Raw genomic sequence first — 16,122 nt, forward strand, 5'->3', positions numbered from 1 at the left:
TCAGTTCTCCAATATCCGGCGGGCAGTTAGTTCGTCTGTGATCAGCACTGAGCAGAGGCCGCTGTTGAGTGCCCCGGAGATGACGCCGGTTTTGCGGGGTCCCGATGCCACTGCTACGGCGCAGCGGGCCTGGCGGAGGTCATCGAGAGAAAGGCCCATGGTCCGGCTTTCAAGGTCCGCGTCCGCGACGTGTCCTTCTGCGGTGATGTAATGAGCGAGAACATCACCGCAGGCGCCGGCCGTTTGCAGCCGCGTGAGTTCTTGTTCGGTGATGGCCCCGCTTTCCACCAGCACGGATTCGCTGTCCAGCGCGCCGAGCGAGAACAAAAGGACGTCCGCTGCCCGGCCTTTATTCAGGACTTCCTTGACGAAGGGCTCTCGGTCCAGGGCGGACTTGGTGGCTATCTGTTCCACAATGGCCGGGACAGGGAGCAGCGTTTCCCTGCCTTCGCCGCTGTGTGCAATGCTTGTGGCGACGCTGGCAGCCGTTGTCGGGCGGACCGAACGGCTGATGCTCCCGTTGATCTGAATGACCTCTACCCCCTTGTTCCAGCCTGACGGCAGCGCTGCCGCGATGTCCTGCAACGTGTTTCCCCACGAAACGCCGAGCGTGCGGATCGTCGTTCCCCGGTTCCTGAGAAAGTCCGCTGCCGCTTTGGCCACAGGGCCCCGATAGTCCAGGACGCCCTCGGCCGTGGGGACCACGATGCATTCGACCAGGCCGAACCTTTTTTGCAGTTCGTTCTCGATGTCTGTGCGGCGGGCCTGCGGGTGCACGATCTGAATCCGCACAATTCCGACGCTGCGGGCTTCTTCCAGCAATCTGCCGATTTTCCAGCGGGTGAGGTGCAGTTCCTTGCCAATTTCATCCTGGGTGCGTCCCTGCTCGTAGTACAGCTGGGCCACCCGCAGAAGCTGCGGTGTTCGATCCTCGTCCATCACGCTCACTGTTTTTCCAGGGCTTCGACGGAGCGATGCATGATCGGTGTCAGCGCTTTCGCCAGCTGAACGTACTGCTCATAGGTGTCTTGATAGTGTCCCTGGACACTATCGTCGGGAGTCAGCGTCCGGGTGCGGGGTGCGAAGAGGGCGGCGCCTTCGTCCAGGTCCTTGACGTGACCGGCGCCCGTGGCGGCGATGACGGCGCATGCCCGCAGGGTGAGGTTGTCACCTTCAACTATTTCCGCTTCTTTGCCGAGCATATCGATGGTGATCTGTTGCCAAAGCTTGTTTTTCTCCATTCCGCCGGAGAAGACGAGCCTCTCGCAAGAAACCCCGGCCTTGGCGAATGAGTTAAGTACGCTCTTCGTCCCGCAGGCAACCGCCTCAACAGCCGCCCGGTAGAGTTCCTCCCGGGTGGTGCCCAGGTTGAGGCCGATGACGGCGCCGCGCAGCCGTGCGTCCCGGTACGGAGTCCGGTTGCCCATGAAGAAGTCCAGGGCGAGCAGCCCGTGGGAAGCAGGATGAACCTGCGATGCGCCCTCGATAAGTCGGCCGATTTCCGAGCGTGGAACGCCCATGATGCCTTCGCCTGCCCATTTAAGGACTGAGCCGCTGGTAGTCTGGCCGCCTTCGATCAGCCAGCGGTCCGGGCGGAGTGCGCCCGGATACGGGCCCCACACCTCGGTTGTGTAGCAGGGGTCCGCTACTTCAGCGATGATGGCCGTCGAGGTCCCCGAGACCAGGGACACCAGTCCTTCAGGCTGGCCCCCGCAGGCCAACAGGGACACGTGGGCATCGATTCCCCCGACGGCGACGACTGCGGTGGGGGAGATGCCGAGCTCGTGGGCTGCAACGGGGTTAATGGTCCCGGCGGCGGTGCCGACGGGCAGGATGCTGTCTGGCAACTTATCCGAAAGCTCTGAAACTCCCAGCGCATCGTAGAGTTCCTGCGGGAAGCGGCGCTGAACGGAATCGTAGTTGTATTTGCAGACTGCATTCATCTGGGAGCCGATCCATCGCCCGGTTAGCTTGAAGGTGATGTAATCGATGGCCTCCACGATCCGGTCCGCCCGGTGAAATACCTCCGGCTGATGCGCTTTGAGCCACATCGCCTTCGGCAGCAGCCACTCGGCGGCGTCTGACCCGCCTGACCATGCCAGGATCTTGTGATCCTTGGCGGCGGCGGCGGTCGAGTCAGCCTCGTGGGAGGCGCGGGAGTCCATCCACAAGATGGCCGGGCGAAGCGGGGTGCCCGCCTCGTCGACAACGGCGACGGTGGAGGCCGTCGTCGACGAGGCGAGTGCCACAACGGGACCGACGTTCCGGCAGGCGTCGCCGGCTAACAGTTCACGGGTCGCCGAGACGCAGCTCTCCCACCATTGAGCCGGGTCCTGTTCTGCCCAGCCCGGACGCGGGAACGTCGTTGTGTACGGCTTGTGCACCGAGCCGAGAGCGGCTCCGTCCTGGGTGAAGGCGCCCACCCTGGCCCCTTCAGTGCCCAAGTCGACACTGAGCAGAATTCCCATCGCTGCGTCAGCTCCCGTTTGGCATGAAGATGACCTTGGAGCTGAAGACAGACCTTTCTCCCAGCGCCTTCATCATCCCCGGAAGCTCGGACAAGGGCAGCTCATGGGTGATCATGAACTCCCACTTGAGCGACCCGTCGGCCATCTTCTGTGCAGCAGTCTGCCACTCTGCGCCGGGGAAGGGGGCAGAGAAGGAGTTCCAGGAGCCATGAAGAGTGGCTTCCTGACGCAGGAAGCTATTGAAAGTTTCCTTTTCCAGGGTAACGGGGCCATGGGGGATCCCGATGAAGGTGGCGTGGCCCTGCGGTCCGGTCATGCAGGCAGCGAGGTCAACGGTGGCGGCCACGCCTGCTGATTCAAGAACCACGTCGAAGCCCCGACCGGCCAGTTCACGCGCCTCGTCCGGGGTCTGGATGGCATGGGTGGCGCCCGCCTCCAGGGCCATCGAAGCCTTCTCCGGGCTCAGGTCCAGGGCCACGATCTGGCTTGCCCCCGCCATTTTGGCCCACTGGATGGCGAACAGTCCGATGGGTCCGGCCCCCACGACGAGCACACGGTGCCCCGTGCGGAGATGGGTCTTCCACAGCGCGTGCAAGGCGATGGCCGCAGGATCAAGCATGGCTGCCGCGCGCGGATCCATGCCGGCCGGCATCTTGAGCAGGTTGCCGACGGGGGCGGTGACGTATTGGGCGTAGGCCCCATTGCTGCGGCTACCGAAATAATCGTAGTCCTCACACAATCCGAACTCGCCCTTGAGGCAGTAATCGCATTTATAGCAGGGGATCAGCGGCGGCACAGAGACGAGGTCGCCCACCTCGAAGCCGGCCGCTGCCTCGCCCAGTTGGTGGACATAGGCGGAGAACTCGTGCCCACAGATGATAGGCATCACGTATCCGCCGTTACGCAGCATCCGGGGAATGTCGGAGCCGCAGACCCCACACGCCGCAACCTTCAGGAGTACCTCGCCCGCCGCGGGGCTGGGGATGTCAACCTGCTCCACCCTGATGTCGCCGGGGGAATGCATCACTGCCGCCGTCATCAGCGAAGCACCGAATGTACTGGACGACGAAATATCCAACTGTTCAGAAACCATGGGGAATCAACTCTCAGAATAGGTAATAGTGCGCCAGCGAGGGCTGCGCTATTTTGCTGCCGCTTTGGCGAAGATGGTGTCGCCAACAAGGGATTTTGCGTTGGTCTTGTCGACAAGGCCCGTTCCGGCGTCGACAAACTTCTCCACGGATTCGCCCCCGGCAACCTTGATGGCGGTATCGACAGCCTGCTGGCCTTCTGTGCCCGGGTCATTGGACGCCGTCGCGACGAACTGGCTACCGTCGGCTATGTCCTTGACGGCCTCCATCAGGCCGTCGACACCGAAAACCTTCACATCCATGCGGTTGTTTTCCTTCAGCACCTGCAACGCACCCAGGGCCATGTCATCGTTGTGCGCGTAGACAGCTTTCACGTCGGGGTTGGCCTGCAGGAGATCCTGCATCGCCGTTACAGCCTGGGACCGGATGTAGTTCGCGTACGGACCTTCAACGATCTTGATGCTCGGCGCTGCCGCTGCCGCTTCATGGAAGCCGTCATGGCGGTCCTTGGCCACGGCGCCGCCGGCATCCCCTTGGATCTCAACAACCTTGCCACCGCCGGCACCAAGGGTCTTCACCATCTGTTCGCCGACCAGCTTTCCCATCGCTTTGTTGTCCCGTCCAACAAAGGACTCGGATCCGGAGTCGATGGGCCGGTCGACGGTGATCACCTTGATCCCGGCAGCCTTGGCGGCAGCGAGGGCGGGAGCAATGCCCTTAGGATCAACCGGATTGATAATGAGCACGTTGATCCCGCGCGTAATAAGGTCCTGCACATCGTTGTTCTGCTTGGTCACGTCACCGTTAGCGTCAACGTGCAGCAACTCATCGCCCTTTGCAGTCGCTTCCGCCTTCGCCGCATCACTCAGAGAGACGTAGAAGGGACTCTGCTGCGTCGCCTGACTAAAACCGATCTTCAGCTTGCCCGTCACAGGGGCCGCACTACCTGTAGTTGCAGCGGTACCGGGTGTCGAACAACCAGCCAGCATCAGGGCGGCTGCTGCAGCCAGACCAACAGACTTCATCGTCGTTGAAAACTTCATGGGAGATCCTTCCAAAGTTTGGGGTTGTCCCAACGGGACTCATCCCAAGCTAGAAGTGACATAAAGCACAGTCAACATGTGTCGGTAAGTTTGCTCATGTGAGCAGAGCCATTCTTTCCCGTCACGGGTGTCGCCCCCGGGGACCGACCAGATCAATGCTCGAGAACGTAGGCGGGTGTACGGCGTCGTAACCTGCCGGGTTCACTTAAACCAGCGACACCGGTAATGGATGTTTCCCTGCTGTGGCGATCCCTAGTCATCCCGGCAGCCAATAAGAAGCGCGTTTCCCGACCACTCCCCGCGCGGGGTTCCAACGAGCCGATAGTGGTGATTCTGTCAGTCTGGTGGGGCGGAAGACTGGTCGTCTTGGCGTTGCCATAAGAGCGTGTTTGAACCTTCCCTGCCAAAGATCTTTAGATGGCCCTGGCCTGACGAAGGTACTGGTAGACCGTTTCACGGCTAATGCCATAGTCGTGGGCGAGGACGACTTTCGGAACACCGTTCTCAGCACGATGCACGAGCTCGGCGGCAAGGTCAGGTGAGAGAGTCTTCTTCCGCCCCTTGTAGGCTCCGCGCTGCTTCGCAAGGGCAATGCCTTCGCGCTGCCGTTCCCTGATCAGGGAACGTTCGAACTCGGCGAAAGCACCCATGACGGAGAGCATGAGGTTGGCCATAGGCGAGTCCTCGCCGGTGAAGACCAGGCTTTCCTTTACGAACTCGACGCGGACCCCTTTGCGAGTAAGGCCTTGGACGAGGGCACGCAGGTCATCAAGGTTTCTGGCCAGCCGGTCCATGCTGTGCACGACCACGGTGTCCCCGTCACGGGCGAAGCGAAGCAGCTCGGCGAGCTGTGGCCTGGCCGTGTCCCTGCCGGAGGCCTTATCCGTGAAGACCCGGTCAAAAACCTGGCCGTCGAGCTGGCGCTTCTCGTTCTGCTCCAGCGTACTTACCCGTACATATCCGATCCGCTGTCCGCCCACTGTAACCTCCAACCCGGGTGCCTGTGAGGTTGAGTTCTAGGCTTGTCTTACGATCAAGTCAAGACGTAGATGCAGCGTTGTCAGGTTGGGGTGCACGTCAACAGAATAGAAGTGTGGCGGCGTTACGTCTTTTGACCCTGTTTTCCGTACATTTCGTTTGTTGACTAGGCGCTGCCTGCCGGTACTCGTGGCCTGGATTAGCTGGGCGAAGACCGCCGTAGTGATGCCCGGGCGCGAACCACTCCGGGGCCTGCAGTGGCACGCCTCGTTTGGATTTCCAGGCCTGCGCCGGTCCAGCGGAGGGAGCGAAGATCTGTGACCATGATGTCTGGGGTGTGCTCTCCCACTTCGCGGTTGCCAACGCCGATGATGTAGCCGGCCTTTGCAGCCCGCGCGGCACGGATGCCGGCGGCCGCATCTTCGATAACGACGCAATCCCCGATTGGGACGGCGAGTCCGCGGGCTCCTGCGAGGTATCCCTCCGGGTGCGGCTTGCCGTTCTGGACATCCCCTGCTGTAACTAATATGGCTGGGATCGGCAGGTGGGCGGCGGTCAGGCGGGCAGTGGCAAGGTTACGGGAACCTGAGGTCACGGTCGCCCACCGGTCGGAAGGGATCGAGGCCACCAGTTCGGCGGCACCGGGAATGGTTGTGACGGCTGCTGCGTCCTCGATCTCCATCGCATCGATTAGGTCAGCAGCGTCTTGGCGGCGGTCGTCGTGGATGAAGTCGGCTACGGTGTCGGCCGAGCGTCGCCCATGCACCGTGGCGATAACGTCCTCGGGATTTAGCTGCATGTGTTCGGCCCAACGGGTCCAGGAGTGGAGGACGATTTGGTCTGATTCAACCAGAACGCCGTCGCAGTCGAACAGTATGGCTTCGCAGGGTACGAACGTTACTTCGTCAGGTTCTGCTGGGGCGGTTCCTGAGATGGCGGCCAATACGTGCTCCTTGACGGTGTGGGTGAGAGTTTTGCAGCTGTCTGAACGCGGGGTTGATAGGCCTCCGCGTAAAGTTTAGAGCTCAGAATCGGCGCGTCCCGCCCCGTGTAATCGGAAGCCTACGCAGCGGGACAGATCCGGTGCAGGCGTGCGCGGGGTCTGGCGAAGGCCCACGGGTGGGTTGCTTTTAGGGGAGGGGAAGGAACGGTGTGCCATTAGTGGCGAGTTTGTCAAGGGCACGTACCAGTCCGTCGGCGGTTCCTCCACCGGAGTGGTTGCCGTGGCAGAGGATGATGTCGCCGGGCTTTGCCTTTGCGGTCTCCGTGGTGACAGTAGCTGCCGGGTATGTGGCGCCGCCGTCGGCGTTGATGCTGAATCCCACGGCGCTTACGCCCAGGGAACTGACGATTGTGGCGGCTACATCGTCGAGGTATGCGGTACCTGGCCGGAAGTACCGTGGCCGTGACCCGGTCATCTCGGTCAGCAGGGCGTCGTTGGTCATGACCTCGTCATAGACCTCGGCGACTGTTCTGGTTCCTGTGATCCCGTAGGCGGAGTTTCCGGTGGTGGAGAGTGGGCGGTGGGTGGTTCCGTGGTTCGCCAGTTCGAAGAGTGGTTCGGCAGCCAGTTCCCGGGCAGTCCCGGTGTTTGCCGTGATCCATCGGGAGTTTAGGAACAGTGTCGCCGGGATGCGACGTGCACGCAGTGCGGCGATGAGTGTCCGGTCGTAGCCGTTGCCGCCCGGGCCTCCGCAGAAGTCGATGGTCACGGCGATCCCGGCCGTCCCTTGGGGGAGTTTGGTAAGGACCCCGGGTGCTTCGAGTCCCCAATAGCGGGGGGTGCGGCCGGTGTAGGTGTTGATGGTGTCGTTTTTTGGTGGAGGCAGCGGGCGGTCCTGCACGGAGTGCGCGGGCGGCTGGGGCGCCGAATTGGTATCCACGGCCGCATTACTGTCGTTGCCGGCCGCAGAGGTTGGTGTTGGGCCGAGGACCCGGTTGGTGCTGAACTGGACGGCTTGGTCAGGGAAAGCTGCCATGACCGACATGGCCGCAGCGAGCATCACCGTGCGCCGGTTGGGGGTTGCCGTGCCTGGTGTGAGGTGCCTCGGTGTTTCGTCCATTGCTGGGCGCCCTAGGGGATGTAGTGGTGCGGGTGGCTGTATTCGGGTTTTTTCGTTTGGCCGTTCAGTAGCGGTATGGCAGCGATAATGGCGGCTGCGGACCAGGCTTGGGGCCGACATGCAGCGGCGTAGGGTGCGGGGGGTCCTTCGCTTGCCGGGTAGCCGCCGTGGAGTTCGGGGATGCGGTGGTTGAAGGCCTGGGCGGCGTCCATGATTCCTTGGGCCAGGCGTGCGGCTTGGTGCGGTTTTCCTTCGCGTGCCAGGCCGGTGGCGGCGATGATGGTGTCGTGGGTCCAGACGGATCCCGTGTGGTAGCCCAGGGGGTTGTAACCGGCAGTATCGCTGGCCATGGTCCGAAGCCCGTATCCGCTGTCAAGTACCGGGTTCATGAGCCGGTCGGCGATCTCGGTGGCTTCCTCGGCGGTGCAGAGCCCGGTCCCGAGGACGTGTCCGATATTGGAGGTCAGGGCCGTGACGGGCCGTCCGTCGGATTCGAGTGCCACGGCGGGGTGTATCCCGTGAGTCGACTCGATCCAAAAGGCCTTCCGGAAGGCGTGGGCCAGGTCCGCGGCGTACTGCTCCCAGCGGTCGGGGTCGCCGGTGTTGAACCGTCGCATCAGGGTCGCGGCGTTGAGGGCGGCTGCGTGTGCGTAGGCCTGGACTTCGCAGAGTGCGAGCGGACCTTCTGCGGGGCGCCCGTCGTGGTCGCGGATTCCGTCGGTCGAGTCTTTCCATCCCTGGTTGGCCAGGCCCCGCCCGGTTGTGTCCTTGTAGCGGAGGAAGCCGTCTTTGTCCGGTGTTGATGCCATCCATTCAAGGCAGCGGCGCATTGTGGGCAATAGCGCTGCGATGTCCTCTTCCGGGGCGCCGTGCTGCCAGGCGTCGTGGAGGAGGGATATCCAGAGGGGGGTTGCGTCCACGGTACCGAAATAGACTGCCGGCAGGACTACGCCTCCGGTGAGTACCCGGTCCTTTTCCCGTGCCACGTGGAGGATTTTTCCGGGTCGGGCATCGGTGGCCGGGTTTTCGTGGAGTGCCTGGCGGCGGGCCAGGGTGCGGAGTGTGCCCATGGCGGTCCCGGTGCCCAGGGAAAGGGTGAACCGGGCAGCCCAGAGCGCGTCACGGCCAAAGAGAGTGCAGTACCAGGGGGAGCCAGCTGCGAGGAAGACGTCTTCGGGCGCGGCCGAGTCGGCCAGCAGCAGACCCCGCAGATCGTTCAGGGACTGTTCCAGGGTCCGGTCCTCAGGGTGTTCACCTGCGGTTGATGGCCCGGCAGGGAAGTGTTTGGCCGGGTCCGTTACCGGGAGGAAGAGAGGAACTTCACGGTCCTCAATATCGACCCCGACCTTGAGAGTGTGCGTGGTGCCCGGAGGCAGAACCAGCTTTGTGGAGGTCGCCGGCGGAAAGGGTGTGGTGGCGCGGACGGTTATTCTCGGGTGGGTCCAGGACGTGATGTGGCCGGCATTTGTGGGCTCTGCGTCTGATGTTCCGCGTTCTGCCTTGATGTCTGCCAGGCTGGCGAAGTCCGTGGCGAGATGGAGGGTCGCGTGAACTGTCAATGGCTTGAGTCCTGTATTGGCCAGACTGTAGGTGTCCGTCACGTGTCCCGGGCGGAGGACCCGGGTGCGGGTCACCAGCAGGGCCGGGTCCTGCGTGGGCTCTCCGATGTTCCTGACGATGTAGCGGTACCTCTCGGTGTTGCTGCCGGCCCCGTGGGAGCCGATGAAATCCGTGCTCCCTTCAATGCATAATTCCAGCCGGCGCAGGGCGCGCAGTTCCCCGTGATAGATCCCGGACGCGTCGGCCGCCGCGCCGACGAGACCGGCCCGTGTGGAGATGACCTGGGTGGGCGCTGCGACGGCAATGTTGGATTCGTGGAGAGTCGGCTGGTGGGACATAGTCCTGTTCTTTTCGGGGTAAATCGAGCGGGATGCGGATTCGCATCGGGGGGAGGAAGGTGTCCGGCGCCCGTCCGCGGTGCGCGAGGAATCGCTGCGGCCTGTGTCCAAGCGCTTCCGGGCCGGGCAGGGGGAGCATCAACGGATGTGGAGGTGTCCGTAGCCGACGCTCTTTAGGTGGGGTGGCAGCGGCGCCCGCGGGTGCGGGTGCCGCTGCTTCTTCGAGGTACTAGACGCAGTCGCCGGCGGCGTGTTGGAGAAGAGTTGCACTGGTTTCGCTGGGCATGGCGTCCAAGTCGGTGGCTGGCGCTCCTTTCAGGCGCAGCGGCAATGGTCCTGATGAGTTGCCGAGGGGCGACGGATCCGGACAGGAACCGGCCCGTACGAAACGCCGTTGATGCCCTCCAGTGCGTGGGAGACGACCTGATCCGCCGGGGCCCCTATGTCGACGACGGCTCCGTTTTCGTCCGTGTCCAGGGCTTCGAGGGTGGCCAGTTGTGAATCCAGCAGGGCGGGAGGCATGAAGTGCCCGGATCTGCCTTCCAGACGCTGGGCGAGGACTTTCTTGCTGCCGTTCAAGTGCAGGAAGATGGTGTCCGGCGCGTGTTCCCTTATGGCGTCGCGGTAGCTTCGTTTGAGGGCGGAGCAGGCCAGGACCAGCCCGCCGTCACCGGCGGCGGCCAGTTCGCCCCCCACGATCCCCAGCCAGGGCCAGCGGTCCTCGTCCGTCAGGGGCGTGCCCGCGGCCATCTTGGCCACATTGGCTACGGGGTGGAGGGAGTCGCCGTCGAGGAACGGGACGCCCAGTTCACGGGCCACGAGGTCCCCGATGGTGGTTTTGCCGCAGCCGGAGACGCCCATGACCACCACACGGGGCCTGGCGGGGGCGGGGTTGTTGATGCTCATCGACGTTGTCCTTATTACCAGTCGTGGCCGTTCTCAGCGGTCATGCCGGTCTCACCAGTCATGGACGGTGCCGTCGACGAGGCGGTTGTAGGGCAGGTAGGCCTGCTGGTAGGGGTAGGCCGCGGCGGCTTCCTCGTTGAATTCAACCCCGATCCCGGGCTTGTCGCCCGGGTGCAGGTACCCGTCCACGAAGGTCATGGACTGTTCGAAGACCTCGTTGGTCTGGTCCGAGTGTTGCATGTATTCCTGGATGCCGTAGTTGTGGATGGCCAGCCCCACATGCAGCTGCGCGGCGAAACCGACGGGGGAGATGTCGGTGGGCCCATGGAACCCGGACTTGATCTGGTACTGCGCCGCGAAATCCATCACCTTCTTCAGCGGGGAAATCCCGCCGAAGTGCGTGGACGCTGCCCGGACGTAGTCGATCAGCTGTTCCTTGATGATGGTCTGGTAGTCGTACACGGTGTTGAATATTTCACCGATCGCCAGCGGCGTGGTGGTGTGCTGGCGGACCAGGCGCAGTGCCTCCTGGTTCTCGGCCGGGGTGCAGTCCTCAAGCCAGAACAGGTCGTAGGGTTCCAGGGCTTTGCCCAGCTTCGCGGCCTGGATGGGGGTCATTCGGTGGTGGCCGTCGTGCAGCAAGGGGATCTCCGGACCAAACTCATTCCGGACCGCCTCAAACACACCAGGCAGGTGGCGCAGGTACGCGCGGGTGTCCCAGTCTTCTTCCTGCGGGAAGGCTCCGCGGCCGGCGGGTTCGTAGTCGTAGCGCTCCCCGGAGGCCTGTGCCTGGGCGGCCACGCCGTAGACAGCCTTGATCCCGGGGATGGCGGTCTGGATGCGGATGGACTTGTAGCCCAGCTCCAGGTGCTCGCGGACGGAATCGAAGAGGGACGGGAGGTCGGCCCCTGAGGCGTGGCCGTAGGCCCGCAGCCCGTTGCGGGACGCACCGCCGAGGAGCTGGTAGACGGGCATCCCGGCGAGCTTTCCCTTGATGTCCCACAGCGCCATGTCGACGGCGGCGATCGCGGCCATGGTGACGGGGCCGCGGCGCCAGTACGAGGACCGGTACAGGAACTGCCAGGTGTCTTCGATCCGGTGCGGGTCCTTCCCGATCAGCAACTGCGTTACGTGCTCCTTCAAATAGGCGGCAACTGCCAGTTCGCGGCCGTTCAGGGTCGCGTCACCGATGCCGGTCACACCATCCTCGGTGGTGATCCGCAGAGTCACGAAGTTCCGGGACGGACTGGTCACGAAGACCTCCGCGGCAATGATTTTCACAAGGTTCCTTTCAGGAGTGGCGCGTACTGGCTGTCTGCTCCGGCCAGCCGGGTTGCTTGTTCGACAATGGCCGCGGCCAGAACGGAGGGTTCTTTGATTCCGGGGGCGACTTCACGGAGCATCCGCAGGGCGTCCGTGTGGACGTCGGGGCCGAGCGAGGCGATGAGGTTCGCGGCGGACGGGTCGTTGATGTGGGCTGGTGAGGACTTCAGGTGAAGAAGCCAGGCTGCCAGCAGGGCGGTCTGGCCGGTACCGGCGTCTCGGCCGGAGTCGAGGCGCCGTTCGATGACGGGGATGCATCGCAGCGGGATTTTCTGTGATCCGTCCCTGGCTACCTGGAGGAGCAAGTGGCGGATTGCGGGATTGGCGAACCGTTCGCGCAGCGCGGCGGTCGCAGCCGCTATTTCGCCGGGGGAAAATGGCAGGACTTCGGCGGCTTCTTCCCAGAGTTTTTCCAGGAGGTCCCGACAGATGTCATCCTCCACGGCCTGGGCGATCGTGGTGTGTCCGCGCAGGAGTCCTGTGTAGGCGAGCAGGGAGTGTCCGGCGTTGAGGAGCCAGAGTTTGCGTTGTTCGTAGGGTTCGATATCGTCGACGAACCGGGCCCCGGCCCGTTCCCATTCCGGCCGGCCGGCAGGAAAGTCCCCGGCGATGATCCACTCGGTGAACGGTTCTGTCACCACCGGGGCATGGTCGGTGTAGCCGGTAAGCCGAACGGCCGTCTGTTCATCGCCGGCGGCGCCGGCCGGCGTGATCCTGTCGACCATCGATGACACGAAGGAAACATGGCCGTCGATCCATGCGGCGAGCTCCCGGTCCACCGCTGAGGCCATCTGCAGGACCACGGTGCGGGTGACTTCTCCGTTGCGGGAAAGATTGTCACAGCTGAGGATGGCTATGTCTCCGCTGCCGGCTGCCCGGCGCGCCCGGAGTCCTTGGACGAGACGTCCGGGCGCTGAAGCGACAGGGGCATCGGCGTGGCCGTGCCGCAGCACGGTGATGTCTGCGGCAACGGTTGCATCGGCGTAGTTGAGTCCGATTTCCTGCTTGTACCGGTATCCGGCCTCGGTGATGGTCAACGTGACGAGGGCGGTGTCGGGGTGGGCGAGGAGATCGTTCCACCGGCGGGTGTGGCTTCCGTCATGGGCTTCGGCGATGCTGTCAATGATTTCAGCGCTGTCGCCCGTGGCGCTGCGTGTGATGAGGGTGTAGAGCCCGCCCTGGGCGCGGAGCAGCTCCCCGGCCCGTGGACGGCGCCCCGTAAAGGCGGCGATCCCCCAGGGTGCGGCGGCTGCCGCCTGGTTGGCGGTGTGGGTGTACCAGGCCTGGTGGGCCCGGTGGAAGGCCCCCAGTCCCAGGTGGACGATCCGCACGGGGGGAGCGGGCTTCCCGGTCGTGGCGCGGTTGAGATCAGGCATGGAGATCCCTCATTGCGTTCCGCCGGTGACCAGCTGCAGGTCATCGTATTTGCCGGCTGCGACGTCCTCGAAGTTCACCGCTGTTCCCAGGGTCGCCGAGACGTACAGGGCACGGACCGTCGCCAGCGCGTCGGTGGCTTCTTCCACGCCGACGACGGGCCGGCCCCCGGTGCGGATGGCGTCGATGACGTTGCGGTACTGCATGTGGTGGGCTGTTTGGAGGTCATCGGCGCCGGCCAGGTTGGCTGATGCGTCCCGGTCACCGACTTCACCCGCGGCCTGGTTGCCGGCGCCGGCCAGCCCGTAGGAGGGAACGAAGGACTCATCCGGGTTGTTGTCTGCCGCATGGAAGTAGGACAGGCGGTCGTTATCGATCACTGCCGACCCCCGGTCGCCGTGGACCTGGATCCGGGCGGTCAGACCGGGGAAGGCGGCGGTGGTGCAGTGAAGAACGGCCAAGGCGCCGGATTCGAACCGGATGGTCGCGACCGCGGTGTCTTCGACTTCGATGTTCTCGTGGGCCAGCAGCGCCGTGTGGGCATGGATCTGGACCGGCCGGCCAAGGAACCAGAGCAGGAGGTCCACGGTGTGCACGCCCTGGTTCATCACTGCCCCGCCACCGTCCATGGCCCAGCTTCCACGCCACTGCCCGGAGTCGTAGTACTCCTGTGCCCGCCACCAGGCGAGCGAGGCGACGGCCGAGGTGATGCGCCCGAATCGTCCGGCTGCCACTGCCCCCGCGACGGCGCGGCTGGCGGGATCGAAGCGGTGCTGGCTGATCACCGAGATCACCTGCCCCCGGGAGTTGGCGTCCGCCGCTGCCGCGGCCACTGACCGGGCGCTGGACAGGTCGACGTCGAGGGGCTTTTCGATGATGACATGCTTGCCGGCGTTCAGCGCCTCCACGGCGAGGTCTGAATGCAGTCCGCTGGGCGTGCAAATCACGACGACGTCGATGTCCGTGGCGCGCAGGGCTGCCGACAGTGAGCCGTGCACGGCCGGCCTGTCACGGTTCAACTCTGTTTCGACCGTATCGGCCAGGGTGTGCGCGGCTGGTTCAACGGCGTCGATGACGGCGACCAGGTCAAGGTCCGTGTCGGAGGTGATGACCTGGGCATGCTGACGGCCGATGACGCCGCAGCCGACAAGGGCGGTGCGCAGCCTGGGCGGGAGCCCGGTGTCAGTGGTGGTGGGGAGGTGCGCGTTCATTTGGTGGTGACTCCTGCTGCTTCGAGGACGCGGTTGAAGGCGCGTCCGGCGACGCCGAAAGCGGCAGGGCCGGAGAAGCCGCCGAGGTGGTGGGTGTTGGCAAGGTGCGGTTCAAGGGACGCGAAGCCGGTGAATCCGTCGTCGCGCAGGGCGTTGATGGTCTCCTGGAGTTCCCCATCGCCTTCCCCGGCGGGCATGACGAGCCGGGTGTCCAGTCGGGCGTCCTTGACCTGAAGGTATTCAATGTATGGACGCAGCATCGTGTACCCCTCTGTGAAGGGTTTGACGCCGACCTGGACGAAGTTGGCAGCGTCCCAGGCCACGCGCAGCGCCGGTGAGTTGACGGTCTCCATGATGTCCAGGACACGTTCGGGAGTATCTCCGTAGATGTCTTTTTCGTTTTCGTGCAGCAGGATCACGTCGGCTGCTTCTGCCGTTGAGGTGAGGGCGCGCATTCGCTCCATCACCTGGGAGCGGATCGATTCTGCAGTGGCTTCCCCGGAGCGGTAGAAGGAGAAGATGCGGATGTATCGGGTTCCGAGGGTTTGGGCGGCGTGGATGGCTTTACGCAGGCGGGCGACTTCGCCCTCTGCCGGTTCGCTGACATCAACTTTCCCGATCGGGGAGGCGATCGCGGACACGCCCATGCCGTGCTCGGACAGGATGGACTTGAGCCGCTGCAGGTCTTCCTCGGAGAGGTCGACGATGTTGGTTCCCCACGCGCTGCGGACTTCGATGTGTTTGGCGCCGAGGGCCTGCAGGACAGAGATCTGCACGACGGGGTCGGGGCTGATTTCGTCGCCGAAGCCGGAGAGGTCCCAGGTGACCTGGTTGTCGTTCATGTTCTTTTTCTCCTATGGGTGTGTGGACGTTATTTGACGCCGCCGGCGGTCAGTCCGCCGACGAGGAAGCGCTGAAAGACGAGGTAGAGGATGACGACCGGGGCGGCGCAGACCAGGGAAGCGGCCATCATCTGGCCGTAGAGCGGCAGGGTGCCGCCTTCCGAGGAGGAACCAAAGATCTGCAGGACCACGGCAACCGTTTGCGTGTTCGGGCGCGTCAGGACCGAAGCGAACAGGACATCGTTCCACCCGAGCAGGAAGGAGAACACACCGGCGACGACGAGCCCTGGCCAGCTGAGCGGGAAGATTATCCGGAACAACACACCTACCGAGGACGCGCCGTCGATCCGGGCAGCTTCCTCCAGTTCCTTGGGCAGCCCGCGCAGGTAGGTGACCATGACCCACGTCGAAAACGGCAGGGCAAAAGTAAGATAGGCGACGAACAGGCCCCAGCTGGTCCCGATGACGGTGATGCCGAGGTAGTTTCCCGCCGAGGCGAAGACAACGAAAACCGGCAGCAGCAACAATGTGCCGGGCAGGCTTTGAAGCCCGATCAGTCCGCGGAGAATGGCCAGCCGCCCGCGGAATTCGAAACGCACCAGGACGTAGGCGGTGATGATGCCCAGCAGGGCCGCGACCACCGCCACCGCGCCGGCGGTGAAGATGCTGTTGACCAGCCCCCGCCCGAGGGGGAGGGTGTTCCAAATTTTCGCGTAATTTCCGAGGGTGAAATCGGTGGGGAAAAACGCTCCCCGGGCGACTTCCACGTCCGAGTTCATTGACGCGAACACGATATACAGCAGGGGCACCGCAACCATGCTGCAGAGCACGACTACGCCAGTCACCAGCAGAGGTTTCGGCAGCAGCCGGTTGACGGCCGCTGACTGTCCTCCGGTCCTGGGTTTGCGGGGAGAAACTGGCTGAT

14 protein-coding genes are annotated in these 16,122 nt (G+C 63.9%); all 14 read right to left on the reverse strand.

The window, feature by feature from the left end:
• A complete protein-coding gene (locus tag AB0313_RS17285) occupies positions 1–939 on the reverse strand; it encodes a sugar-binding transcriptional regulator (RefSeq protein WP_366307100.1) in 939 nt (312 codons plus the stop codon).
• Positions 940–944: 5 nt separating this feature from the next.
• Entirely contained in the window at positions 945–2,468 is a 1,524-nt protein-coding gene (locus AB0313_RS17290; RefSeq protein WP_366307044.1) for an FGGY family carbohydrate kinase, read from the reverse strand.
• A 7-nt stretch (positions 2,469–2,475) separates the two neighbouring features.
• Positions 2,476–3,561: a galactitol-1-phosphate 5-dehydrogenase gene (locus tag AB0313_RS17295; protein ID WP_366307046.1), complete on the reverse strand. Its 1,086-nt coding sequence runs from the start codon at positions 3,559–3,561 to the stop codon at positions 2,476–2,478.
• A 48-nt stretch (positions 3,562–3,609) separates the two neighbouring features.
• On the reverse strand, positions 3,610–4,635 hold the full coding sequence (locus AB0313_RS17300; protein ID WP_366307048.1) for a substrate-binding domain-containing protein: 1,026 nt from the start codon (positions 4,633–4,635) through the stop codon (positions 3,610–3,612).
• A gap of 380 nt (positions 4,636–5,015) precedes the next feature.
• Positions 5,016–5,582: a recombinase family protein gene (locus AB0313_RS17305; RefSeq protein WP_366307050.1), complete on the reverse strand. Its 567-nt coding sequence runs from the start codon at positions 5,580–5,582 to the stop codon at positions 5,016–5,018.
• A 197-nt stretch (positions 5,583–5,779) separates the two neighbouring features.
• A complete protein-coding gene (locus AB0313_RS17310) occupies positions 5,780–6,523 on the reverse strand; it encodes an HAD-IA family hydrolase (RefSeq protein WP_366307052.1) in 744 nt (247 codons plus the stop codon).
• Between the two features lie 187 nt (positions 6,524–6,710).
• Positions 6,711–7,643 carry a polysaccharide deacetylase family protein gene (locus AB0313_RS17315; protein WP_366307054.1) on the reverse strand — a complete coding sequence of 311 codons (933 nt, stop codon included), beginning with the start codon at positions 7,641–7,643 and terminating at the stop codon, positions 6,711–6,713.
• Between the two features lie 11 nt (positions 7,644–7,654).
• Entirely contained in the window at positions 7,655–9,541 is a 1,887-nt protein-coding gene (locus AB0313_RS17320; RefSeq protein WP_366307056.1) for a glycogen debranching N-terminal domain-containing protein, read from the reverse strand.
• Between the two features lie 315 nt (positions 9,542–9,856).
• Positions 9,857–10,447, reverse strand: a complete 591-nt coding sequence (locus AB0313_RS17325; RefSeq protein ID WP_366307058.1) for a gluconokinase — start codon at positions 10,445–10,447, stop codon at positions 9,857–9,859.
• A 51-nt stretch (positions 10,448–10,498) separates the two neighbouring features.
• Positions 10,499–11,728 (reverse strand): D-mannonate dehydratase ManD, encoded by a 1,230-nt coding sequence (manD, locus tag AB0313_RS17330; protein ID WP_366307060.1) that lies wholly within the window; start codon positions 11,726–11,728, stop codon positions 10,499–10,501.
• Positions 11,725–13,146 carry a mannitol dehydrogenase family protein gene (locus tag AB0313_RS17335; protein ID WP_366307062.1) on the reverse strand — a complete coding sequence of 474 codons (1,422 nt, stop codon included), beginning with the start codon at positions 13,144–13,146 and terminating at the stop codon, positions 11,725–11,727. The genes manD and AB0313_RS17335 overlap by 4 nt, the downstream gene beginning before the upstream one ends.
• 9 nt (positions 13,147–13,155) lie before the next feature.
• A complete protein-coding gene (locus AB0313_RS17340) occupies positions 13,156–14,355 on the reverse strand; it encodes a Gfo/Idh/MocA family oxidoreductase (RefSeq protein ID WP_366307064.1) in 1,200 nt (399 codons plus the stop codon).
• Entirely contained in the window at positions 14,352–15,197 is an 846-nt protein-coding gene (locus AB0313_RS17345; RefSeq protein ID WP_366307066.1) for a sugar phosphate isomerase/epimerase family protein, read from the reverse strand. Before AB0313_RS17345 ends, AB0313_RS17340 begins: the two co-directional genes overlap by 4 nt.
• A 29-nt stretch (positions 15,198–15,226) precedes the next feature.
• Entirely contained in the window at positions 15,227–16,015 is a 789-nt protein-coding gene (locus AB0313_RS17350; protein WP_366307102.1) for a carbohydrate ABC transporter permease, read from the reverse strand.
• Positions 16,016–16,122: the final 107 nt, after the last annotated feature.

Origin of the sequence: Pseudarthrobacter sp. NPDC080039 (genome assembly GCF_040702335.1) — a bacterium.
Classification (GTDB): Bacteria; Actinomycetota; Actinomycetes; order Actinomycetales; family Micrococcaceae; genus Arthrobacter; species Arthrobacter enclensis_A.